Source organism: Yimella sp. RIT 621, assembly GCF_004146205.1.
Taxonomy (GTDB): Bacteria; Actinomycetota; Actinomycetes; order Actinomycetales; family Dermatophilaceae; genus Yimella; species Yimella lutea.
Genome location: NZ_SEIP01000010.1, coordinates 30,941 through 52,909 on the forward strand (window position 1 = coordinate 30,941; position 21,969 = coordinate 52,909).

At 66.2% G+C, this 21,969-nt stretch carries 20 protein-coding genes; 2 read left to right on the forward strand and 18 right to left on the reverse strand.

Annotated features, from left to right (window positions below; genetic code table 11):
• Positions 1 to 4 precede the first annotated feature (4 nt).
• Positions 5 to 1,288, reverse strand: coding sequence for a thymidine phosphorylase (locus tag EU513_RS10690; RefSeq protein WP_129625888.1), 1,284 nt, complete (start codon positions 1,286 to 1,288; stop codon positions 5 to 7).
• 141 nt (positions 1,289 to 1,429) lie between these two features.
• Here EU513_RS10690 and EU513_RS10695 point away from each other — a divergent pair, with 141 nt between their 5' ends.
• Positions 1,430 to 1,915, forward strand: a complete 486-nt coding sequence (locus tag EU513_RS10695) for a hypothetical protein (protein ID WP_129625889.1) — start codon at positions 1,430 to 1,432, stop codon at positions 1,913 to 1,915.
• Between the two features lie 480 nt (positions 1,916 to 2,395).
• Here the strand turns inward: EU513_RS10695 and EU513_RS10700 are convergent, their stop codons facing one another.
• The 12 genes from EU513_RS10700 to EU513_RS10755 all read right to left on the reverse strand — a co-directional run bounded on the left by EU513_RS10700 (position 2,396) and on the right by EU513_RS10755 (position 15,388).
• Positions 2,396 to 2,785 (reverse strand): cytidine deaminase, encoded by a 390-nt coding sequence (locus EU513_RS10700; protein ID WP_129625890.1) that lies wholly within the window; start codon positions 2,783 to 2,785, stop codon positions 2,396 to 2,398.
• A complete protein-coding gene (locus EU513_RS10705; RefSeq protein WP_129625891.1) occupies positions 2,785 to 4,056 on the reverse strand; it encodes an ABC transporter permease in 1,272 nt (423 codons plus the stop codon). Before EU513_RS10705 ends, EU513_RS10700 begins: the two co-directional genes overlap by 1 nt.
• Positions 4,053 to 5,231 carry an ABC transporter permease gene (locus EU513_RS10710; RefSeq protein ID WP_240796024.1) on the reverse strand — a complete coding sequence of 393 codons (1,179 nt, stop codon included), beginning with the start codon at positions 5,229 to 5,231 and terminating at the stop codon, positions 4,053 to 4,055. Before EU513_RS10710 ends, EU513_RS10705 begins: the two co-directional genes overlap by 4 nt.
• Positions 5,228 to 6,796 (reverse strand): ABC transporter ATP-binding protein, encoded by a 1,569-nt coding sequence (locus EU513_RS10715; protein ID WP_240796025.1) that lies wholly within the window; start codon positions 6,794 to 6,796, stop codon positions 5,228 to 5,230. The genes EU513_RS10710 and EU513_RS10715 overlap by 4 nt, the downstream gene beginning before the upstream one ends.
• A gap of 164 nt (positions 6,797 to 6,960) precedes the next feature.
• A complete protein-coding gene (locus EU513_RS10720) occupies positions 6,961 to 8,040 on the reverse strand; it encodes a BMP family protein (RefSeq protein ID WP_129625893.1) in 1,080 nt (359 codons plus the stop codon).
• Between the two features lie 189 nt (positions 8,041 to 8,229).
• Positions 8,230 to 9,441: an amidohydrolase gene (locus EU513_RS10725; protein WP_239701258.1), complete on the reverse strand. Its 1,212-nt coding sequence runs from the start codon at positions 9,439 to 9,441 to the stop codon at positions 8,230 to 8,232.
• A gap of 12 nt (positions 9,442 to 9,453) precedes the next feature.
• Entirely contained in the window at positions 9,454 to 9,855 is a 402-nt protein-coding gene (locus EU513_RS10730; RefSeq protein ID WP_129625894.1) for a barstar family protein, read from the reverse strand.
• The gene (locus EU513_RS10735; RefSeq protein ID WP_205744750.1) at positions 9,852 to 10,334 is read right to left on the reverse strand and encodes a ribonuclease domain-containing protein; all 483 of its coding nucleotides are present in this window, start codon (positions 10,332 to 10,334) and stop codon (positions 9,852 to 9,854) included. The genes EU513_RS10730 and EU513_RS10735 overlap by 4 nt, the downstream gene beginning before the upstream one ends.
• On the reverse strand, positions 10,334 to 11,911 hold the full coding sequence (locus EU513_RS10740; RefSeq protein ID WP_129625895.1) for a methylmalonyl-CoA mutase: 1,578 nt from the start codon (positions 11,909 to 11,911) through the stop codon (positions 10,334 to 10,336). Before EU513_RS10740 ends, EU513_RS10735 begins: the two co-directional genes overlap by 1 nt.
• A gap of 141 nt (positions 11,912 to 12,052) precedes the next feature.
• Positions 12,053 to 12,979: a type IV toxin-antitoxin system AbiEi family antitoxin domain-containing protein gene (locus tag EU513_RS10745; RefSeq protein WP_129625896.1), complete on the reverse strand. Its 927-nt coding sequence runs from the start codon at positions 12,977 to 12,979 to the stop codon at positions 12,053 to 12,055.
• Positions 12,980 to 13,126: 147 nt separating this feature from the next.
• The gene (locus tag EU513_RS10750) at positions 13,127 to 14,200 is read right to left on the reverse strand and encodes a quinone-dependent dihydroorotate dehydrogenase (protein ID WP_129625897.1); all 1,074 of its coding nucleotides are present in this window, start codon (positions 14,198 to 14,200) and stop codon (positions 13,127 to 13,129) included.
• An 81-nt stretch (positions 14,201 to 14,281) separates the two neighbouring features.
• Positions 14,282 to 15,388 (reverse strand): mannose-1-phosphate guanylyltransferase, encoded by a 1,107-nt coding sequence (locus tag EU513_RS10755; RefSeq protein ID WP_129625898.1) that lies wholly within the window; start codon positions 15,386 to 15,388, stop codon positions 14,282 to 14,284.
• A gap of 142 nt (positions 15,389 to 15,530) precedes the next feature.
• Between EU513_RS10755 and EU513_RS10760 the strand changes: the two genes are divergently transcribed.
• Positions 15,531 to 16,613: a glycosyltransferase family 1 protein gene (locus tag EU513_RS10760; RefSeq protein WP_239701251.1), complete on the forward strand. Its 1,083-nt coding sequence runs from the start codon at positions 15,531 to 15,533 to the stop codon at positions 16,611 to 16,613.
• A 55-nt stretch (positions 16,614 to 16,668) separates the two neighbouring features.
• Here EU513_RS10760 and EU513_RS10765 read toward each other — a convergent pair whose 3' ends face one another.
• The 5 genes from EU513_RS10765 to trpS all read right to left on the reverse strand — a co-directional run bounded on the left by EU513_RS10765 (position 16,669) and on the right by trpS (position 21,941).
• On the reverse strand, positions 16,669 to 17,409 hold the full coding sequence (locus EU513_RS10765; protein ID WP_129625900.1) for a succinate dehydrogenase/fumarate reductase iron-sulfur subunit: 741 nt from the start codon (positions 17,407 to 17,409) through the stop codon (positions 16,669 to 16,671).
• Positions 17,409 to 19,394: a fumarate reductase/succinate dehydrogenase flavoprotein subunit gene (locus EU513_RS10770; RefSeq protein WP_129625901.1), complete on the reverse strand. Its 1,986-nt coding sequence runs from the start codon at positions 19,392 to 19,394 to the stop codon at positions 17,409 to 17,411. Before EU513_RS10770 ends, EU513_RS10765 begins: the two co-directional genes overlap by 1 nt.
• A 16-nt stretch (positions 19,395 to 19,410) precedes the next feature.
• Positions 19,411 to 20,127 (reverse strand): succinate dehydrogenase cytochrome b subunit, encoded by a 717-nt coding sequence (locus EU513_RS10775; protein ID WP_240796026.1) that lies wholly within the window; start codon positions 20,125 to 20,127, stop codon positions 19,411 to 19,413.
• 258 nt (positions 20,128 to 20,385) lie between these two features.
• Positions 20,386 to 20,913, reverse strand: coding sequence for a 2'-5' RNA ligase family protein (locus EU513_RS10780; protein WP_129625903.1), 528 nt, complete (start codon positions 20,911 to 20,913; stop codon positions 20,386 to 20,388).
• 14 nt (positions 20,914 to 20,927) lie between these two features.
• Positions 20,928 to 21,941 (reverse strand): tryptophan--tRNA ligase, encoded by a 1,014-nt coding sequence (gene trpS, locus EU513_RS10785; RefSeq protein ID WP_129625904.1) that lies wholly within the window; start codon positions 21,939 to 21,941, stop codon positions 20,928 to 20,930.
• Between the last annotated feature and the right edge of the window lie 28 nt (positions 21,942 to 21,969).

Below are 21,969 nucleotides of genomic sequence, written 5' to 3' on the forward strand. Positions count from 1 at the left end.
CCTTCTAGGAAATTCGATCGATGATGAGGTCGGGGCGGTCGTCCGCCGACTCCCCGATGGCCCATTTGCCCTCGAGAGCCTCGGCCGCGCGCTCGAACTTCTCGGGGGTGTCGGTGTGCAGGGTCAGCAACGGGTCGCCCTTGCGGACGCGGTCGCCCGGCTTGGCGTGCATCTGGACGCCGGCCGCCGCCTGCACCTTGTCCTCCTTGCGGGCACGTCCGGCGCCGAGCCGCCAGGCGGCCACACCGACCGCAAGCGCGTCGAGTTCGATGACGACACCGTCCGCGTCGGCCTCGATGACCTGGGTCTCCTTGGCAGTCGGCAGTTCGGCGTCCGGGTCACCGCCCTGGGCGGCGATCATCGTGCGCCACACGTCCATCGCCCGGCCGTCCTTGAGTGCGTCGGCGGGGTCTACGTCGTCCTTGCCGGCGGCCTTGAGCATCTCGCGGGCGAGTTCGACGGTGAGTTCGACGACGTCGGACGGACCGCCACCGGCGAGGACCTCGACCGACTCCTGCACCTCGAGCCCGTTGCCGGCGGTGAGGCCGAGCGGCGTCGACATGTCGGTGAGCAACGCGACGGTGGTGACGCCTGCGTCCTTGCCGAGTTGCACCATGGTCGAGGCGAGCTCGCGGGCGTTCTCGACGTCCTTCATGAACGCACCCGAACCGACCTTCACGTCGAGCACCAATGCGCCGGTGCCCTCGGCGATCTTCTTGCTCATGATCGAACTCGCGATCAACGGGATCGCCTCGACCGTGCCGGTCACGTCGCGCAGCGCGTAGAGGCGCTTGTCGGCCGGTGCCAGTCCGCTGCCGGCGGCGCAGATGACCGCGCCTATCTCCTCCAGCTGATCGAGCATCGCCTCGTTGCTGAGCGAGGCTTGCCAGCCGGGGATCGCCTCGAGCTTGTCGAGCGTGCCGCCGGTGTGGCCCAGGCCGCGACCGGACAGCTGCGGTACGGCAACGCCGCACGCGGCCACGAGCGGCGCGAGCGGGAGCGTGATCTTGTCGCCGACGCCACCGGTGGAGTGCTTGTCGGCGGTGGGACGCGACAGCGAGGAGAAGTCCATGCGCTCGCCGGAGGCGATCATCGCGTTCGTCCAGCGGGAGATCTCCTCGCGCGTCATTCCGTTCAGCAGGATGGCCATCGCCAGCGCCGCCATCTGTTCGTCGGCGACCACCTCGCGGGTGTACGCGTCGACGACCCAGTCGATCTGTTCGTCGCTCAGCGTCTGCTTGTCCCGCTTGGTGCGGATCACGTCGACGGCATCGAAACGCTCACTCATGCATCGATCCAACCATGTGCAGCTGGACGCGGTCATCGCGGAACCATCAGGGCGGGGTCCGCGTCACACGCCCAGTGCGCCGAGTCATCGGGCTACAACTAGGACCATCAACGCCACTGGCCTGCCTCCCGGAGGAACACTATGTCCCGCAAGCGTTCTTTGTCGCTGTCTGCCGCCGCTCTGTTGCTCGCTGCTCCTCTCGGACTCACCGGGTGCGGCATGCTGGGCGACGATTCCAAGAACTCCGAGCCGGCGACGTCTTCGCAGGCAGACAACGGCGACAAGAGTGACGGTGGTTCGAGCGAGTCGAGGTCGCCTGAGTCGAGTGCTCCCGGCGAATCCAACGATCAGGCGGCCGGCAAGCCCTCCAAGGACGAGGTCAAGAACGGTCTGAAGCAGTACTACCAGGGCCAGCACATTCCCGGTCCCGCCGCCGACAAGCTTGCCGGGTGCATGGTGGACGAGGGCTACGACAGGTTCTCGGCCAAGACGTTGAACGCGATCAAGAACGGCAAGCCCGGCGAGGTCGATCCGGCCGACTCGCAGACGTTCACCCAGGTCAGCGGTACGTGCGCGTCCAAGAGCTTCAACGGCTCCATTCCGACCGACCTGCCACTGCCGAGCTGATCGGCTCTTCAGCGACCACGTTTCGAGTTCGCCGGTTGGAACGTTCGGTTCGACGGACGGTTTTGTATCCCCTTCCGGCCGTCGGCTTCTCGTGGCGTCCGGTCCTGAAGCGGCTTTGAAGTAACCGGGTTTGGGGCTTCCGCTGCTTTCTCGCCTTTGCCGTCGGCAACGATGCGCACCGTAGGTACAGATGCGCTGGTTACGTACAGGTGCCCGCGCTGCATCCGGATACGCACGTTATAACGTGCGCATCCGGACGTAACCCGGGCCTTTGTACGTAACTGCGCAAACTTCGAACTCCCCGTCCCAGGAAAGTGCACCGCCGGAAGGCGATACGGAACCGCCTGACAACGACCGGCCCTGGGCGGTCATCTCACCGGGTTTCGGCGCTTGCGGATTCGTTCCTCATCCGCAGGGCTCAACCAGCGGTCAGGTGAGGTTGTCGGGGCCGAAGGCCTGCGGCAGCACCTCAACCAGCGGTCAGGTGAGGTTGTCGGGGCCGAAGGCCTGTGGCAGTACTTCGGACATCGGCTTCACCCCGAGCGGGGTCTGCAGCAGGCACGCCGGCCCCCCGTGTTCCCACAAGAGCTGCCGGCAGCGTCCGCAGGGCATGAGCGCGGACTCGTCACCGCCGACGCAGTAGACCGCGGTCAGGCGTCCACCGCCGGTGCGGGCCAGTTCACTGACCATCCCGCACTCGGCACACAGGCCGACGCCGTAGGACGCGTTCTCGACATTGCAACCCGACACGATGCGCCCGTCGTCGACCAAGCCGGCGACGCCGACCGGGAAATTGCTGTACGGCGCGTACGCGCGGCGCATCGCCTCGATCGCCTTGCGGTGCAACACTTCCCAGTCGATGTCAGACATCAGCCGGCCTGTCCCTTCCGATAGACCTGCCCGTCGGCCGCGGGCATTCGTAATCGCTGCGAGGAGACGGCCATCACCAACAAGGTGGTCACGTACGGGGTCATCGAGGTGAACTGGGTGGGCACCGAGTCACTGGTGAAGTAGTAGTACAGCAGCGCGGCACCGAGCACCAGTCCGAGGACACCGGAGATGATCCGCTTGTTGCGGATCAGCTGCCACAGACCGATCAGGATCAGCGTGACGGAGACCGCGAGCAGCAGCGCGTGCAGCGTCGGGCCACCCTGACGCAACTGGATCGCGTCGGTGTAGCCGAACAGCAGTGCTCCGACGGCGAGGCCGATCGGCTGCCAGTTGCCGAAGATCATCGCGGCAAGGCCGATGTAGCCACGTCCACCGGTCTGTCCCTCGACGTAGCCGTTGCCGGCGACCATCGCCAGGAACGCGCCGCCCAGGCCGGCGAGGCCGCCGGAGATCAGCACGGCGATGAACTTGTACATCAGGACGTTGATACCGAGAGTCTCTGCGGCCCAAGGGTTCTCACCACAGGAACGCAGGCGAAGACCGAAGGTGGTGCGCCACAGCACGAAGATCGAGCCGATGACCAGTGCCACCGCGAGCACGGTGAGCATCGACAGGTTGGTGCCGAGGCCGCCGAGGATGCCGGCGACGTCGGAGACGAAGAACCAGTGTTTGGCCTCGATGTCCTTCAGCGCGTCCACCCCCGGGACGCTGAACGACCAGACGTCGTCCAAGGCCGGCGACTGCGTCGGACCGCCGCCCTCCATCGTGGAGAAGACACGGTCGGCGAGGTATTTGGCAAGACCCAGGCCGATGATGTTGATCGCGACGCCGGAGACGATGTGGTCGACGCCGAACACCACGGTCGCGAGGGCGTGCAGTGCGCCACCGAAGGCGCCGCCGAGGATGCCGCAGATGATGCCGACGACCACGCCACCCTTGATCGTGCCGAACGCCGCCGCCCAGGTGCCGAGGATCATCATTCCCTCGAGACCGATGTTGACGATGCCGGCCCGCTCCGCCCACAGACCACCGAGCGCGGCGAGCGCGATCGGGACGGCCAGAGCGAGGGCTGCGGCGATCGCACCGGAGGAGTCCATGTCGTTCGCGCCGGAGATGGTGCGCAGGATCGACAGCAGCAGGACGACCGCGAAGATCGCCAGGCCGGCCCGCGCCCACTTGCTCGTGGGCAGTGCGAAACGCGAAGGCGTACCGGTGTCGCGGCGCTTGCGGGTCAACGTTGCCGAGCTCATGCCGAGGCTCCTTGTGCTGCGACGGGCGACGGGGTGGCGGCCAACTGCTGGGCCACCTTCCTACGCTCGGCTCGAACACCGATGCGACGGACGATCTCGTAGGCGATGATCACGGCGAGCACCATGATGCCCTGGATGATGTTCACCAACGCCGGGCTCACTCCGGCGTTGATCTGCAGGCTGTTCGACTGCGCGTTCAGGAACGCCCAAAGGAACGCACCGAAGGCGATACCGACCGGGTGGTTACGACCGATCAGCGCGACCGCGATGCCCGCGAAGCCGAGGCCTGCCTGGCTGTTGGTCCCGTACGCGTAGTCATTGCCGAACAACTGCGGCATGCCGATCAGACCGGCCACCGCGCCGGAGATCACCATCGCGGTCAGCGTCATCTTCTTGACGTTGATGCCGCTGGCGACCGCGGCCGTCTCGGAAGACCCGGTCGTGCGCAGATCGAAGCCGAACCGGGTGCGTCCGAGGACGAACCAGTAGAGGACGCCGACCACCACCGCGAGCAGCGACAGACCGAACACATTGCTGAAGTCGGTGTTCCAGAACGGCAGTGCGGGCACGTGCGAGCTCTCCGGGATCCGCTTGGTGGACGTGGCGTTCGATCCCTCCACCGACGTGGCGGTGCGGGTGAGCAGCCAGGCCACCAGGCCGGTCGCGATGGAGTTCAGCATGATCGTCGAGATGACCTCGGAGACACCACGCTTGACCTTCAGGATGCCTGCGATCCAGGCCCAGAACGCGGCCGCGATCATCGCGACGACGATCGCGACGATCACGTTGAGGGGACCGGGCAGCCAGGCGTTGCCGGCGAACCACGCGGCCGCGAACATACCGACGCGGTACTGCCCGTCGACGCCGATGTTGAACAGGTTCATCCGGAACCCGATCGCGACCGCGGCACCGGACAGGTAGAGGACGGCGGTGTCGTTGAGGATCGTGGCCGGCATCCCCTCGGCGGGCGTCGACAGGAAGACCTTCCACACCGGCCCGATCGGGTCGCCGGAGATCAACAACACCAGCGAGGTGATGACGACGGCGACGGCGATCGCCAACAACGGCGCGAGGACGGCCAGTCCGATCTTCTGCCAGTCGACGGTCTTCCTTGACACGTTCGCCGGCTCGGTCTTCGTGCCGGTCTTTGCGTCGGACGTCGGGCTGTTGCTCACGAGGCCCTCTCTTCGTCGTGCGAGGCGCCGGTCATGGCGGCGCCGAGGTCTTCGGCGGTGACCTTCGAGGGCTCGAACTCACCGGACAGGCGTCCACGCAGGATGACTCGGATGGTGTCGGACAGACCGATCAACTCGTCCAGGTCGGCCGAGATCAGCAGCACCGCCAGGCCTTCGCGGCGCGCGTCGCGGATGTGGTCCCAGATCGCGGCTTGCGCGCCGACGTCGACACCGCGGGTCGGGTGGGCGGCGATGAGCACCTTGGGGTTGTGGCTCATCTCGCGCCCGACGATCAGCTTCTGCTGGTTACCGCCGGACAGCGAGCTCGCCATCACGTTGATCGAAGGGGTGCGGACGTCGTACTGCTCGACGATCCGGACGGTATCGGCCTGAGCTGCCTTGGGAGACAACATCATTCCCTTGGAGTTCGGTTCCTCGGTCTGGTGCCCGAGCATCCGGTTCTCCCACAACGGGGCTTCGAGCACGAGTCCGTGACGGTGACGGTCCTCGGGGATGAAGCCCACGCCCGACTCACGGATGCGGCGGGTGTCCCAGTCGGTGATGTCCTGGCCGAGGTAGGTGATGTGCCCGGCGCTGGGTTCGCGCATGCCCATGATGACCTCGACCAACTCCGCCTGGCCGTTGCCTTCGACACCCGCGATGCCGAGCACCTCTCCGGCGTGGATCGTAAGGTCGATGTCGCTGAGCACCGGCGCGACGCCGAGCTCGCGCAGGCTGAGGCCGCGGACGTCCAGGACGACCTTGTCTGTGACCGTCGACTCGGTGGTCTCGGGTGTCGGAAGCTCGGAGCCAACCATCATCTCGGCGAGTTGCCGCGAGGTGATCTGCTTGGGATCGGCGGTGCCGACGGTGGTGCCGCGACGGATGACAGTGATCTCGTCGGCGACCTTGCGCACCTCGTCCAGCTTGTGCGAGATGAAGATGACCGTCAGGCCTTCGCCCTTGAGCCCGATGAGGTTGTCGAAGAGTTCGTCGACCTCCTGCGGCACGAGCACCGCGGTCGGCTCGTCGAGGATGATGATCTTCGCGCCACGGTAGAGCACCTTGAGAATTTCCACCCGCTGGCGATCGCCGACGCCGAGCTTCTCGACCAGGTCACCGGGACGGATGCCGAGGCCGTAGGTCGCCGAGATCTCCTCGATCTTGGCGCGCGCCTTGGCGCCGATGCCGTGCAGCTTCTCGGCGCCGAGCACGACGTTCTCGAGCACCGTCAGGTTGTCGGCAAGCTTGAAGTGCTGGAACACCATGCCGATGCCGGCGGCGATGGCATCCGAGGGGCTGTTCAGCGGGACGACCTTGCCGTCGATGGCGATCGTGCCCTCGTCCTGTTTCTGCACGCCGTACAGGATCTTCATCAGCGTGGATTTACCGGCGCCGTTCTCACCGACGAGCGCGTGGATCGTGCCGCGGCGCACGGTGATGTCGATGTCCTTGTTGGCCACGACGCCCGGGAAGCGCTTGGTGACGCCGCGAACCTCGACGGCATTGTCGATCCCGGTGGACGGTGTCGGGGACGGACGGTCCTGCGGAGCGTCCTTGCTCAACTCGGCGATGATGCACTCTCCTGCTCGGTGCCCGAAGGCAGCCCGTGACCGGCCTCACAAAAGCCGAAGCCCGGTGCGCACCATATACGACGCACCGGGCCGCGGCCATTTGCTCATTAACTACTCGGACGACAGCTCGCAGGTCATCGTCCGAACGAGTCGTCTCAGGCGGACGGGACCTTGATGGAGCCGTCCTCGATGCCCTTCTTCAGCTCGTCGAGCTTGCCCTGGATGTCCTTGATGTGGCCACCCGTGGTCGACAGCGAAACGCCACCCTCCTTGAGGCTGTAGACGCTGTTGCCGCCCTTGAACTTGCCCTCGTGCACAGCCTTGAGGAAGTTGTACACACCGACGTCGACACCCTTGACCATCGAGGTCAGGATGATCGGCCGCACTGCTGCCGGGGCGGTCAACGCCTGGTCGGAGTCGACACCGATGGCCCACTTGCCTGCGCCGGCCGCCTTGGTCGCCTCGAAGACGCCGTCACCGGACTTGCCGGCAGCGTGGTAGACGATGTCGGCGCCGTTCTGGAACATGCCCTGCGCGGCGGTCTTGCCCTTCGCCGGGTCGGCGAAGCCGCTGAACTCCGGCGGCTGGGTCAGGTAGGTGCGGTCGATCTTGATGTTCGGGTTGACCTTCTTCGCACCAGCGACGTAGCCGGCCTCGAACTTCTTGATCAGCGGCACCTCGACGCCGCCGACGAAACCGATGTGTCCGCTCTTGCTCTTCAGCGCGGCGGCGGCACCGGCGAGGTAGGAGCCCTCGTGCTCGGTGAAGGTGATCTGGTCGACGTTCGCACCCTTGGAGTCGGGCGAAGCGTCGTCGACCATCGCGAAGCTGACCTTGGGGAACTGCTTGGCGACCTTGCCGATGGCCGGCGCATAGGCGAAGCCGACGGCGACGATCGCGTTGTTGCCCGACTGCGCAAGCTGCTGCAGACGCGAGACGCGTGCGGCGTCGTTCTCACCGTGGTTGGCCGAGACGTCGGAGGTGGTGAGGTTGAACTCCTTCTTCGCCTTGTCGACACCCGCGGCGGCGGAGTCGTTGAAGGAGTGGTCACCGCGGCCACCCACGTCGAAGGCGAGGGCGACCTTGAGGGCACCCTTCGAGTTCGAGGCCGAGCCGCTGTTCGAGCCCGCGGGGGCCGAGCTGTTCTCGTCGCTCTTGTTTGAGCCGCAGGCGGTCATGCCGAGCGACAACATCGTGACGGCCGAGGCGACCGCAAGCTTCTTCACCGTGCGCACGGTGTCTCCTTCTGGTTCTCGGGGGTTTCCCGGACGCGACGTGTCATCGCATCCCGGGACCGCCGGCCCGCATGATGTACCGGGCAAGCGGTCCGAACTCTACCCCCGGGTAGAAGCCCGGTCAGTCCGTTCCCGGGGAACCGTTACCGAACGGTCACCGGCCGTCCAACCAGGTCTGCTATCGCCGGTTCAGTGCTCGGTCGGACGCACCAGCGCGGCCCCGGCGAGCAGCCGAGCGCCGATCCCGATGGCCCGTTCGTCGACCACCAGATCACCCTGGTGCAGCTCGAACGTCTTGCCACCGGGAGTACGTGTGCCCAGGCGTGCCATGGCTCCGGGACGGTCGCGCAGCATCCAGCTGAAGTCCTCACCGCCCATCGACTGACGGGTCGGGACGACCGAGTGCGGCCCCACAGCGCGCAGGCTCGCCAGGCTCAGCGCGCTGACCGCGTCCGCGTCGTTGACGACCGGCGGGACGCCGCGGACGTGACGCACCTCGACCTTGACCTTGTAGGGCGCGGCGATCTCGTGGATGGTCGGCTCGATGAGCGCCCCGACCTCGTCCCACGCCTGGGCGTCCAGGATGCGCAGCGTGCCGTGTGCCTCGCCGACCGCAGGGATGACATTGCTGGCGTTACCAGCGTGCACCTCGCCCCAGACCAGGGTGGCCCCGGCGCGAGGGTCGATCCGGCGCGAGATGACGGCGGGCAGTTCGCTGATGATCTTCGCGAGCGCGAACACGACGTCCTGGGTCAGGTGCGGGCGGCTGGTGTGACCGCCCCGTCCGCTGACCATGACGTGGATGCCGTCGCACGCCGCGGTGATCGGGCCGGCGGCCAATCCGACCGTGCCGACGTCGATGTGCGGGTCGCAGTGCACGGCGAACACGCGGTCGACGCCGTCGAGTGCGCGCTCTTCAAGGACGGTGTGCGCGCCTCCGGGCACGACCTCCTCGGCCGGCTGGAAGATGAACCGGACCGCTGTGCCGAGCTCGGTGAGTTCGTCCTCGTGCTTCTTCATCGCCAGCGCCGCACCCAGCACCGCAGAGGTGTGGACATCATGACCGCACGCGTGGCAGATGTTCGCCGAGCGGGACGCGAACTCCAGACCGGTGCGCTCCGGGATCGGCAGCGCGTCCAGGTCGGCGCGCAGTGCGGAGCGGAAGGACGGCTGGGCCGGGCCGACCTCAGCGACCAGACCGGTGCCGTCGAACTCGCGGACGCAGATGCCCGCGGCGACGAGGGTGTCGCGCACCCGCTGGGTGGTGTGGTGCTCCTGGAACGCGATCTCGGGGTGCTGGTGGAAGTGGCGACGCACTTCGATCAGCTCGGGCTCGAGCGCGGTGACCTGCGCAGCGAGCCGGTCGATCAGGGTCGCGGTGGCAGAAGCAGTGGTGGTCACAACCGATGGAGTCTACGGCTTGTCGGTGTCGCGACCGGCAGCGCCCGAGGTCGCGACGACTACGAACGGCTGCGGACCGAGGTCCACCCGCTCGGTGAAGATCTGCCGGACGACCTCCAGATCGTGCTCGGCAAGGTGATGCGCACCGTCGAACACCACCAGGGTGCCGGGCTCGTGCTGGATGTCGTCGATGCAGTCGGCGAGGGCGTCCCAGTTGTGCCCGAACCAGTCCGGCAGGTCGAATGCGTCCGCGCACTTGTCGAGGAAGGCGGCCTTGTCGGTCGGTGCCTCCAGAGCAAGGCCGACCACGGTCCAGCCGGCCCGCTCCCCGACAGCCGCGATCTCCCGCACGCTGCGCTGCGAGCGCAGGACGGCGGACTCCTTGCGCGCCAGCGTGACGGTCAGGCTGCTCATCGGATGATCCTCCGGAAGCTGTCGTAGTGGTCGGACGTGTAGTACATCGTGCCGTCCCTGCCGGCCACGATGCGCCGGGCGCCCCGGTCGGACTCACCGGGCGTCCTGACCGTGTACTCCTTGTAGTAGCCGGCCTTCTGCTTGGGCAGGTGCCCTTCCAGATTGCGGTAGGTCTTGCCGTCGTCGCGGGGGTAGGGGAACGGGCCGCCGTCGTCGATGAGTTTGATCGTCGCCTTGGCCTGGGTGGGCAGCTCGGCATAGTCGACCGTGCGCAGGCCGTCTTTCGCGGTGGAGGTCGTGGACGTGCTGGTGGTGCGTTCGTAGCTGCGCGTCGAGGCCGCGTCCTTGCTGTCGCTGCCCTGGCAGTTGGTGAGCAGCGTCGCAGCAAGCACGAGCATCAGCAGACTCAAGCAGATCGCCATGAAGTGACTGCCGAAGAAGGACGCCCTACGTCGGGTGCCGCTGACCAGGTCTCGCATCAGAACTGTTCGCGCGGGACGTACATCCCCCAGACATCGCGCAGCGCGCTGCTGACCTCTCCCCCGGTGGCGCGGGCGGCGAGCGCCTCGCGCATCGGGAAGAGGACGTTGTCGGTGCCTTCGGCAGCCTTGCGCAGAGCGTCCAGACCCTTGGTGACGGCGGCGTTGTCACGCTCCTTGCGCAACTGTTCGAGGCGCGCAGCCTGCTCGGCCTCGATGGCCGGGTTCACACGCAGCGGTTCGTACTTGTCGTCCTTGTCGATGGTGAACCGGTTGAGCCCGACGACCGTGCGCTCCTTGCTGTCGATCTCGAGTGCTATCGCGTAGGCCGAGCGTTCGATCTCCGACTTCTGGAAGCCCTCCTCGATCGCCTTCACCGCACCGCCCTTGTCCTCGACCTGCTGCATGAGCGCGTTGACGGCGTCCTCGATGTCGTCGGTGAGCGCCTCCACGACGTAGCTGCCGGCGAACGGGTCGACGGTCTTGGTCACGTCGGTCTCGTAGGCGATCACCTGCTGGGTGCGCAACGCGAGACGAGCGGCCTTCGCGGTCGGCAGTGCGATGGCTTCGTCGTAGGAGTTGGTGTGCAGCGACTGGGTGCCGCCGAGCACCGCACCCAGGCCCTGCAGGGCGACCCGGACCAGGTTGACCTCGGGCTGCTGGGCGGTGAGCTGGACGCCGGCGGTCTGGGTGTGGAAGCGCAGCATCTGCGACTTGGGATTCTGAGCGCCGAACTCCTCCTTCATGATCCGCGCCCAGATGCGGCGGGCTGCGCGGAACTTCGCGACCTCCTCCAGCAGCGTGGTGCGGGCGACGAAGAAGAAGGACAGGCGGGGTGCGAAGTCGTCGACGGCGAGGCCGGCGGCCAGGGCGGCACGGACGTACTCCTTGGCGTTGGCGAGGGTGAACGCCACCTCCTGCACGGGCGTCGCACCAGCCTCTGCCATGTGATAGCCGCTGATCGAGATGGTGTTCCACCTGGGAATCTCGCTGTGACAGTAGGCAAACACGTCGGACGTCAAGCGCAACGACTCGGCCGGCGGGTAGATGTACGTGCCACGGGCGATGTACTCCTTGAGCACGTCGTTCTGGATCGTGCCGGTCAGCTTGTCGGCCGCGATGCCCTGTTGCTCAGCAGTCAGCTGGTACATCAGGAGCAGGGTGCTGGCCGGGGCGTTGATGGTCATGCTGGTGCTGACCTCATCGAGCGGCAGCCCGTCGAAGAGCAACTGCATGTCGTCGATGCTGTCGATCGCGACGCCGACCTTGCCGACCTCGCCATGGGCCAGTTCGGCGTCGGAGTCGTAGCCCATCTGGGTCGGCAGGTCGAACGCGACCGAGAGGCCGCCGGTGCCGTTGGCGACCAGTTCCTTGTACCGCTCGTTCGACTCCTTGGCGGTGCCGAACCCGGCGTACTGGCGCATCGTCCACGGGCGCCCGGTGTACATGCTCGGGTAGACGCCGCGGGTGAACGGGTACTGCCCCGGTTCCCCCAGCCTGGTCGCCGCGTCGAAGTCGGCGAGCGCGGACGCGTCGTAGAGCGCCTCGAACGGCAGATCGGACTCAGTCGTGGCCATGATCACAGCCTAGTCAGCGGGGTTCTTCGGCTGGATCGAGTCGAGGCGAACGGTCGGGACGGCTCGCCGAACGGAGTCCCCCTCACGAGTGTCAGACCGTTTGCGTCCCGCACGACGCAATGGGTCTGACACTCAGCACGGTCAGTCTGTCCATCCCCCAGCACGTAGTGCTCGAGCCAGTTGCTCGTAGAACTCATCGGCGCCCGTCCGCACAGCAAGCGTCGTGAACTTCAGAACGCGTTCGTCACGAAGCGTCGACTCGTTCTGCTTCAGCGCGTCCGAGGTCGCCCGTTCGGGAAGCTGATGCTGGACACCGTCCACCTCGACGACGACCCCGAACTCAGGCCAACGGACGTCCAGGAACCACCGACCGCCCGGACGCTTCAAGACCTGCTGTCGGACGGGTTCGGGTAGACCGCGGCGACGACACTCGCGCGCGAAGTCGATCTCACCGAGGGCTTCGCAGCCGCCGGCGATCTCGTCGACCAAGGCTCGGATGAAGCTGTTGCGACGGTGCCGCGGCAGGGACGCTGCTGGTTGCCGCAGGTCCTCGGCTCGTATGAGCCGCTGCTGCACGGACATGGCGAGGACGGTCGCGGCGGCACGGTCGCTGATGGCCCATCGTGCCGCACGCACCGCCGCGATCTCAGGAACTACGAGGCGTAGACCGTCGAGCTGGACGACGTCCACTGGATCCCAGCACCGAAGGACGTGGACGCATGAATCGCGCCGCCTGCGCACCTTCGCTCCTCGGGCAGCAGAGACATGTACCTGGCCGTCGTCGAAGTTCTCCAGGCCGAAGAATCGCAATGCGGTCAGCCCGTCCAGGGCACAGTCAGGAGAACTGTTGGACAGAAGCCGCCGCCATTCGCCGCGTTCGCTCAGCTGCTGGCCGACGACCCTGATCGCCCGCCCGTCGACGACTACTCGCCCTTGCGCCCGCTCTTTGCGGATCGCCTGGGCGTCCATCCCGAGTCGAGCGGCGTCCGCGCGTGTCAGAACTCCGTCCTGATCCTCCGCCATGCGAACGGCGCGGCGACGAGCGTCCAGATTCTTCGCAGTACCCATGCGTAGAACGTCGTGGTGTGGCGAGCGCCCCGAAACCCATGCAGCCGACCCTGTGGATGACCGCGTCCGACAAGCGCCCCTGTGGACACCGAGTGTCAGACGATGAACGTCGCCAACGACGCGAAACGCCTGACACTCGGGAAGCGGTCAGCCGAGAGCGCGGTTAAGGTCGCCGACCAACGCCGGACCGCCGTAGATGAAGCCGCTGTACACCTGGATCAACGACGCGCCCGCATCGATCAGGGCCTTCCCGTCGTCTGCGGTCATCACCCCGCCGACGCCGATCACTGGCAGAGACGATCGGGACGCGACCCGCTCGACGACGTAGCGGGCGCGGCGAGTGAGGGGAGCGCCGGAGAGGCCGCCGGCCTCGCTCGCGAGGGGCAGGTCGCCGTCCGCCAGTCCGTCGCGCGAAAGCGTGGTGTTGGTGGCGATGAGCGCGCTGACGTCGGCCCGCTGGGCGACCTCGAGGACGTCGTCGATCGCTTCGTCGGTGAGATCCGGGGCGATCTTGAGGAAGATCGGCGTCGGCTTGGCGCGCTTACGAGTCGATGCCAATCGCGTTGTCTCAGTGACGAGTTCGGCAAGCAGCTCCGCGAGCGGTTCCTTGTCCTGCAGCGTGCGCAGCCCGGGAGTGTTCGGGCTGGAAACATTGACGGCGATGTAGTCGGCGTACTCGTCGACCGCGCGCAGCGAGGTCAGGTAGTCCTTGACCGCCTCTTCCACCGGGGTGACCTTCGTCTTGCCGATGCTCACGCCCACCGGGATCGGAAGCTTGCCGGCGAGCGCCAGGGCGTCGGCGAGGTGCTGTGCGCCGAGGTTGTTGAACCCCATCCGGTTGATGATCGCTTGGCTCTCGGGCAGCCGGAACAGGCGCGGCTTGTCGTTGCCGGGCTGCGGCTGTGCGGTCACGGTGCCGAGTTCGGCGTGCCCGAAACCGAGCGCACCCCAGGCCTTCGCGCCCACACCGTCCTTGTCGACGCCGGCTGCCAGACCGACCCTATTGGGGAACCGGATACCGGCGATCGTCACGGGCGCCGTCTGCACCGCCGTCGCCCGGGACAGTGCCTTGAGCGCCGAGGGACGGCTGCTCAAAGCCTGGATCTGCTTCAGCGTCGCGTGGTGGGCAGTCTCGGCGTCGCCGTCACCCATCCGGAACAGCACCGGACGCATCAGCTTGCGATAGCCCAGATCGAACACTCGCGCGCGTGTGTCAGCCATGGTCACCGAGCGTACGACGCGTACCGGAGGGATCGGGAAGTGGTGGCTACTGCAACCACTTCCCTCGACTACGGGTGTAGCTCAGGTGAGGTCTTCGCGGCCGGACAGTTTCAGCTTCTCGACGATCTTCTTGACGTCCTGGGCCCGGTCACGGGTGGTCACCAGGACGGCGTCCGGGGTGTCGACCACGACGATGTCGTCCAAACCGAGGGCCACAACCGTGCGCCCCGATCGGGGGGCGACGACACCGGTGGAGTCCTGCATGAACACGAGTTCGCTCTCGCCGAGCACCTTCACGCCGGGCGCATCGGCCGATTCCACCAAGACCGAAGCGAGAGAGGCGAAATCGCCCACGTCGTCCCACCCGAAGGCGCCTGGGACCACCGCGACCTTGCCATCGACGGCGGCCGGCTCGGCGATGGCCGGGTCGATCGCGATCTTGGTCAGGCGCGGCCAGAGCTCGTTGAGGCGCATCGGGTTGTTCGCGATTGAACGCAGATGGTGGGCCATGACCGGCTGGTACTGACCGAGCATGTCGAGCAACACGGACGCCTTGACCACGAACATCCCTGCGTTCCAGCGGTATTCGCCGCTGGCGACGTACTGTTCCGCAGTTTCTCCGTCGGGCTTCTCCACGAACGCCTTCACACTCAGCGCAGACGGCGCGCCCTCGATTCCGAGTGCCTCACCGGTCTGGATGTAACCGAATCCCGTTGCCGCGTGGGTGGGCTCGATCCCGATCGTCACCAGCTTGCCGGTGCGGGCGACCTCGACCGCCTCACGAACGCACTGGTGGAACTCCTCGTCGTCGGTGATGACATGGTCGGCCGCGAACGAACCGATCACCGCTTCGGGATCCACCTGCTCCAGCAACGCCGCGGCCAGCCCGATCGCAGGCATCGACTCACGCGCAGACGGCTCGACCAGTAGGTCGTCCGGCCCGAGTTCGGGCACCTGCTCACGCACCGCCTCGGCGTGCCGCGCCCCGGTCACGACCATCATCCGCGGACCGCACAACGGCGTCAGCCGGTCGACCGTCGACCTGATCAGCGACTTGCCCGATCCGGTCAGGTCGTGCAGGAACTTCGGCGAACCGGCACGCGACAGCGGCCACAGGCGCGTCCCGGACCCCCCGGCCGGAACAACAGCGAAAAAGCCCGGGATCTCGCCGGGGCTCAGGTCAGTCATGCCCGAACGCTAACCCATCCCGTTCACCTGACTCTCACCTAGCCGTCGACCCGTCTGCGTTGTGAGTCCACTCACGTCCAGCACTGTGTAAGTCGTGCGAGTTGCGATCGTGACCGAGTCGTTCCTGCCCAGTCTCAATGGCGTGACCACAAGTGTCTGTCGGGTGCTGGATCACCTGGCCGACCGTGGCCACGAGGCCGTCGTCATCTGTCCCGGCCCGGCTCCGGAGTCGTACCGCGGTTTCCCCGTACGCACTGTCCAGGGCCTCACCCTTCGCCAGTTCCGCGTCGGCCTACCGACGACCGATCTGGAGCGCATCCTGCACGAGGTCCGGCCGGACGTCGTCCATGCGGCATCCCCGTTCGGCCTCGGCTGGCGAGGGCTTGCTGCCGGACGCAACCTCGGAATTCCCACGGTGGCGATCTACCAGACCGACATGCCGAGCTATCTCGCCCAGCACGCAGGCCCGTTGCGTGGCAGGATCTCCAACGTCTCCTGGCGCTGGATCCGCCACCTGCACTCACTCGCCGACATCACCCTGGCGCCTTCGTCGGCGACCCTCGCCGAGTTGGTCAAGCACGGCGTTCCCCGCGCCGCGTTGTGGAGTCGCGGTGTCGATACCGCGCTCTACTCCCCCGAACTCAAGACGTCGGACGAGGTACGCGCGTTGCGCGCTTGCGTCGCAGCGAACGGAGAGACGATCGTCGGCTATGTGGGACGGTTGGCGCAGGAGAAGCAGGTACACCGCCTCGCTGAAGTCGCCGACCTACCGAACACGTCGCTTGTCGTCGTCGGCGACGGTCCGTCACGGGAGAAGCTCGAGCAACTGCTGCCGAAGGCGCACTTCCTCGGTTTCCGCCAGGGACTGCCTCTGGCACAGGCGTACGCCGCGCTCGACGTCTTCGTCCACACCGGCGTGAACGAGACCTTCGGGCAGACGCTGCAAGAAGCGATGGCTGCCGGGCTCCCGGTCGTTGCTCCTGCAGCGGGCGGTCCGCTCGACATCGTGAAACCGGGCGTCACGGGGTACCTGTTCGACCCTGACGCAGCAGGAGCACTACGCGCGAGCGTGAACAGCCTGGTGATCGACCCTGCCCTACGCGAGCGGATGGGTGACAGCGCACACCGCAAGATGGAAGCCCGATCCTGGTCCGGAGTGGTCGATGAACTGATCGGTTACTACGGAGCGGTCGTGACGCCGTCCTACTCTCGTCCGGCTGCCTGACACGAAAAGCAACCGGCCGGCAGATCGATCTGCCGGCCGGTCAAATGCGCAATCGTCAGGCGTGCTTCTTGGCCTTGCGGAAGTCCGCGTTCAGCTGGCTGATGACGTCCAGCGGGATCTCCTTCGGGCACGCAGCGGCGCATTCACCGATGTTGGTGCAACCACCGAAACCGTCATGGTCGTGCTGATTGAGCATCGACACCACGCGCGAGTCGCGCTCGGCCTGGCCCTGCGGCAGCTCACCGAGGTGGGTGACCTTCGCACCGAGGAACAACATGCCGGACGCGTTCGGGCAGGCCGCCACGCACGCGCCACAGCCGATGCAGGTCGCGGCGTCGAACGCACGGTCGGCGGCGACCTTCGGCACCTGCATGTTGTTGGCTTCGACGGCAGCACCGGTTTTGACCGAGATGTAGCCGCCGGCCTGGATGATGCGGTCGAACGCGGAACGGTCGACCACCAGGTCACGCACCATCGGGAACGCGGACGCGCGCCACGGCTCGATCGTGATGGTCTCGCCGTCGCGGAACGAGCGCATGTGCAACTGGCAGGTCGTCGTGACCTCCGGCCCGTGCGCTTCGCCGTTGATCATCAACGAGCACGCGCCGCAGATGCCCTCGCGGCAGTCGCTGTCGAAAGCGATCGGCTCCTCGCCCTTGGCGATCAGTTCCTCGTTGAGCACGTCGAGCATCTCCAGGAACGACATGTCCTCGGAGATGTTCGTGACCGGGTAGGTGACGAGTTCGCCCGCGGTGTCGGGGCCGTCCTGGCGCCAGATCTTGAGAGTCAGATTCATTACTTGTAGCTCCGCTGCTTCAGCTCGATCGAGTTGTAGACAAGGTCTTCCTTGTGCAGGATCGGCGCGTTCGGGCCGCCGGAGGGCTCGCCCTCGAACTCCCAGGCCGCGACGTACAGGAACTCGTCGTCGTGACGCAGCGCCTCACCGTCCTCGGTCTGGCTCTCCGCTCGGAAGTGGCCTCCACACGACTCGCGTCGGTGCAGGGCGTCGATGCACATGAGCTCACCCAGCTCGAGGAAGTCGGCGACACGGCCGGCCTTCTCCAGCGACTGGTTGAGCGTGTTGGCCGAACCGAGCACCCGCACATTGCGCCAGAACTCCTCGCGCAGACCGCGGATGAGGTCGATCGCCTTGCGCAGACCTTCCTCGGAGCGCTCCATGCCGCAGTACTCCCACATGATGTTGCCGAGTTCCTTGTGGAAGGAGTCGACGGTGCGCTCGCCGTTGATCGACAGCAACTTCTGGATTCGACCTTCGACCGACTGACGCGCCTCGACGACTGCGGGGTGGTCTTCGGTGACCGGCTCGAAGGGTCCTTCCGCGAGGTAGTCGCGGATCGTGTTGGGCAGCACGAAGTAGCCGTCCCCCAGGCACTGCATCAGCGACGAGGCACCCAGCCGGTTTGCACCGTGGTCGGAGAAGTTGGCCTCGCCGACCGCGTACAGACCCGGGATCGAGGTCTCGAGGTCGTAGTCGACCCAGAGGCCACCCATCGTGTAATGCACAGCCGGGTAGATACGCATCGGCACCTTGTACGGGTCCTCGCCGGTGATGCGGGCGTACATGTCGAACAGGTTGCCGTACTTCGCCTTCACCGCAGCCTCACCCATCCGCGAGACGGCATCGGCGAAGTCGAGGTAGACGCCGCGACGGAAGTCACCGACCATCGGGCCGACGCCGCGTCCCTCGTCGCACATGTACTTCGCCTGGCGCGAGGCGATGTCACGCGGGACGAGGTTTCCGAACGCCGGGTAGATGCGCTCGAGGTAGTAGTCGCGGTCTTCCTCGGGGATGTCGCGCGGGTCCTTGTCGCAGTCTTCCTTGCGCTTGGGCACCCAGATGCGCCCGTCATTGCGCAGCGACTCCGACATCAGCGTCAGCTTCGACTGGTGGTCGCCGGAGACCGGGATGCAGGTCGGGTGGATCTGCGTGTAACACGGGTTGGCGAAGTAGGCACCCTTGCGGTGCGCGCGCCAGGTGGCCGTGACGTTGCAGCCCATCGCGTTGGTCGACAGGAAGAACACGTTGCCGTATCCGCCGGTGGCGAGCACGACCACGTCGGCCAGGTGGGTCTCGATCTCACCGGTGACCATGTCGCGCGCGATGATGCCGCGAGCCTTGCCGTCGACAACGATCAGCTCAAGCATCTCGTGGCGCACGTACTCCTTGACCGTGCCGGCCGCGACCTGACGCTCCATCGCCTGGTAGGCACCGATCAACAACTGCTGACCGGTCTGACCACGGGCGTAGAACGTGCGGGCCACCTGCACACCACCGAACGAACGGTTGTCGAGCAGGCCGCCGTAGTCACGCGCGAACGGAACACCCTGCGCCACGCACTGGTCGATGATGTTCGTCGACACCTCGGCCAGGCGGTAGACGTTGTTCTCGCGGCTGCGGTAGTCGCCGCCCTTCACGGTGTCGTAGAAGAGTCGGTAGACCGAGTCGCCGTCGTCGTTGTAGTTCTTGGCTGCGTTGATGCCACCCTGGGCGGCGATCGAGTGGGCACGACGCGGGCTGTCCTGGTAGCAGAACGCCTTCACGTTGTAACCGGCCTCGCCCATGGTGGCGGCGGCGGAGGCTCCGGCCAGGCCGGTGCCGACGATGATCACCGACAGCTTGCGTCGGTTGGAGGGGTTGACGAGCTTGTTCTCGAACTTCGCCTTCGTCCACCGATCCCCGATCGGAACGTCGGTGGGCGCCTTGGTGTCGGCGATGTTGTCGCCGAGGCGGTACATGTCGTCGATGAGCGTGTCAGTCATATGAATTCGAAGTCCCTTAGTCGATCACGCCGAAGAGGATGAACAGCGGCGGCAGCGCGAACCCGACGGCGACGATCAGCGCGATCGCGGTGGCCGCGGTCTTCGCGATCTTGCGAGCCTGCGGGGTGCTAGTGAAGCCGAGCGTCTGGCAGGCGCTCCAGATGCCGTGGTGCAGGTGCATGCCGAGCGCGACCATCGCGAGGATGTAGATCAGCACCATCCACCAGGCGCCGAAGCTGTGCACGACGAGCTGGTAGGGGTTCTGGGTGATCGCAGCGGCCTGGCCGCCCTCGCCCACGTTGATCTTGCCGATCGTGAAGTGCAGCAGGTGCCAGATCACGAACAGCAGCAGCGCAACGCCGCCCCAACGCATCCATTTGGAGGAGAAGGAGGCAGCGACGGTCTTCTTGACCGCGTACTTCTGCGGACGCGCCTGGTTGGCGCGCTTCCACAGCTGCGAGGCGCTGTAGACGTGCGCGATCAGAGCGAGCAGCAGGACGACGCGGAAGATCCACAACAGGCCGCCGTACGGGAGCATCGGCTCACCGAAGGTACGCAGGTGGTGGGCGTAGGTGTTGAAGGCCTCTTCGCCCGAGAACACCTTGAGGTTGCCGTACATGTGCAGCAGGACGTAACCGACGAAAATCAGCCCACTGACGGCCATCAAGGTCTTCAGGAAGATGGTGCTGCCGGCCTTGCCTGTGCGCTTCGCAGGAAGGGTTTGAGTTGCCACGATGGCAGGGTATCGCCAGGCTGAACGTGTCGTCGGGTAAGGGGCACCTTTCATCGCGGCGCTGCGCCGGGACAATGCTGGAACGCCGAGTGGCCCGCAGCGGCGATGGACTGATTGGGGCTCAACCTGGCGTCCGAAGAAAGCGGACCGGGCCGGCGCACCCTCACCGCGTGCGTGGGCGGCTCCCACCATCGCGTTGACCGGGGCCGCTCCTGCTTTGTGGCGTCGGCGTACCCCGCAGGTCAGACTGCAGTCGTCTCAGCCACCCTGCGGTGCCGAGCCGAACTCGAAGCGGTCGACCGAGCGCCAGACACCGTCCGGGCCGTGCTCGTACAGGTCGAAACCGACGACGTCGAAGGTCGCCTTGAAATCGGCCAGTTCGTCGAAGGCCTCGTCCAGGGCGACGTCGTTCAGGTGGTGCGCGATGGTCACGTGTGGGTGGTACGGAAACTCCAGCTCGCGCTCGACGGGTCCTTGACGCACTCGCGACTCGAGTTGCTCGCACTCGCCGATTCCGCGCGCCACCTGTACGAAGACGACCGGTGAGATCGGGCGGAAGGTGCCGGTGCCGCGCAGGATCATGCGGAACGGTTTCGAGGTCGCAGCCACCGTGCGCAGGTGCTCACCGAACGCCGGCAAATCGATCAGGCGCACGTCGGTCGGCGGCATCAGTGTGATGTGCGGGGGGACGGCGTCCGCGAGTGGATCACCCACTGCCTGGCGGACGGTGCGCAGCTGGCTCGCGTACGGAGTGGGAATCGGGATGGAGACGCCGATGGTCTTCATGTCTGCGGCTCGAATCATCGGGTTTGGATGAATCCCACCGCGTCGTAGACACGTGAGAGGGTCGGAGCAGCGATCTCACGGGCCCGCTGTGCGCCACGCGCAAGGATCTCGTCGAGTTGAGCCGGATCATCCATGTAGGTGTCGACCTTGTCCTTGAACGGCTCCTGCACCGAGCGGAAGAGGTCGGCGACGTCGGTCTTCAGCGCCCCGTACTTGTTCTCGCCTGCGTAGCGCTCGACGAGCGCGTCGATCGACTCGCCGGAAAAGGCATGGTGGATGCGCAGCAGGTTGGCGATACCGGGCTTGTTCTCGGGGTCCCAGCGCACCGCGTTGTCGAGGTCGGTGACGGCCGACTTGATCTTCTTGCTGTTGGCCTTCGGCTCGTCGAGCATCATCAGGTTGCCGCGCTGGTCGTCGGCCGACTTGCTCATCTTCGCGGTCGGTTCCTGCAGGGACATGATCTTCGCCGAGTCGGCCGGGATGTGCGGCTCGGGCACGACGAAGAGGTCTCCGTATCGCGCGTTCATCCGCTGCGCGAGGTCGCGGGTCAGCTCCAGGTGTTGACGCTGGTCCTCCCCCACCGGCACCTTCTGCGCGTCGTACAGCAGGATGTCGGCGGCCATCAGCATCGGATAGGTGAACAGGCCCACGTTGGTGCCCTCGGCGCCACGCTTGCCCGACTTGTCCTTGAACTGCGTCATCCGGCTGGCTTCGCCGAAACCGGTGAAGCAGTTGAGGACCCATGCCAGCTGCGCGTGCTCGGGCACCTGCGACTGCACGAAGACGGTGGAGCGCTCGGGATCGATGCCTCCGGCGAAGTACTGCGCCGCGGTCACCCGGGTGCGAATACGGAGCTGTTCCGGATCGGGTACGACGGTGAGTGCGTGCAGATCGACGACGCAGAACAGTGCATCGAACTCTTCCTGCATCTTCACCCAGTTCACCTGCGCGCCAAGGTAATTACCGAGGTGAAGTGAGTCGTGGGTGGGCTGCATGCCCGAGAGGATGCGGGGTCGAGCGGAGTTCATGCCGAGCATTGTGTCAGGCATTTCGAGT

Coding starts and splice junctions, on each gene's coding strand:
- EU513_RS10690 (WP_129625888.1), bottom strand. CDS start 1,288: ATGAGTGAGCGTTTCGATGCCGTCGACGTGATCCGCACCAAGCGGGAC.
- EU513_RS10695 (WP_129625889.1), top strand. CDS start 1,430: ATGTCCCGCAAGCGTTCTTTGTCGCTGTCTGCCGCCGCTCTGTTGCTC.
- EU513_RS10700 (WP_129625890.1), bottom strand. CDS start 2,785: ATGTCTGACATCGACTGGGAAGTGTTGCACCGCAAGGCGATCGAGGCG.
- EU513_RS10705 (WP_129625891.1), bottom strand. CDS start 4,056: ATGAGCTCGGCAACGTTGACCCGCAAGCGCCGCGACACCGGTACGCCT.
- EU513_RS10730 (WP_129625894.1), bottom strand. CDS start 9,855: ATGAGCAGCCTGACCGTCACGCTGGCGCGCAAGGAGTCCGCCGTCCTG.
- EU513_RS10735 (WP_205744750.1), bottom strand. CDS start 10,334: ATGCGAGACCTGGTCAGCGGCACCCGACGTAGGGCGTCCTTCTTCGGC.
- EU513_RS10740 (WP_129625895.1), bottom strand. CDS start 11,911: ATGGCCACGACTGAGTCCGATCTGCCGTTCGAGGCGCTCTACGACGCG.
- EU513_RS10745 (WP_129625896.1), bottom strand. CDS start 12,979: ATGGGTACTGCGAAGAATCTGGACGCTCGTCGCCGCGCCGTTCGCATG.
- EU513_RS10750 (WP_129625897.1), bottom strand. CDS start 14,200: ATGGCTGACACACGCGCGCGAGTGTTCGATCTGGGCTATCGCAAGCTG.
- EU513_RS10755 (WP_129625898.1), bottom strand. CDS start 15,388: ATGACTGACCTGAGCCCCGGCGAGATCCCGGGCTTTTTCGCTGTTGTT.
- EU513_RS10765 (WP_129625900.1), bottom strand. CDS start 17,409: ATGAATCTGACTCTCAAGATCTGGCGCCAGGACGGCCCCGACACCGCG.
- EU513_RS10770 (WP_129625901.1), bottom strand. CDS start 19,394: ATGACTGACACGCTCATCGACGACATGTACCGCCTCGGCGACAACATC.
- EU513_RS10780 (WP_129625903.1), bottom strand. CDS start 20,913: ATGAAGACCATCGGCGTCTCCATCCCGATTCCCACTCCGTACGCGAGC.
- trpS (WP_129625904.1), bottom strand. CDS start 21,941: ATGAACTCCGCTCGACCCCGCATCCTCTCGGGCATGCAGCCCACCCAC.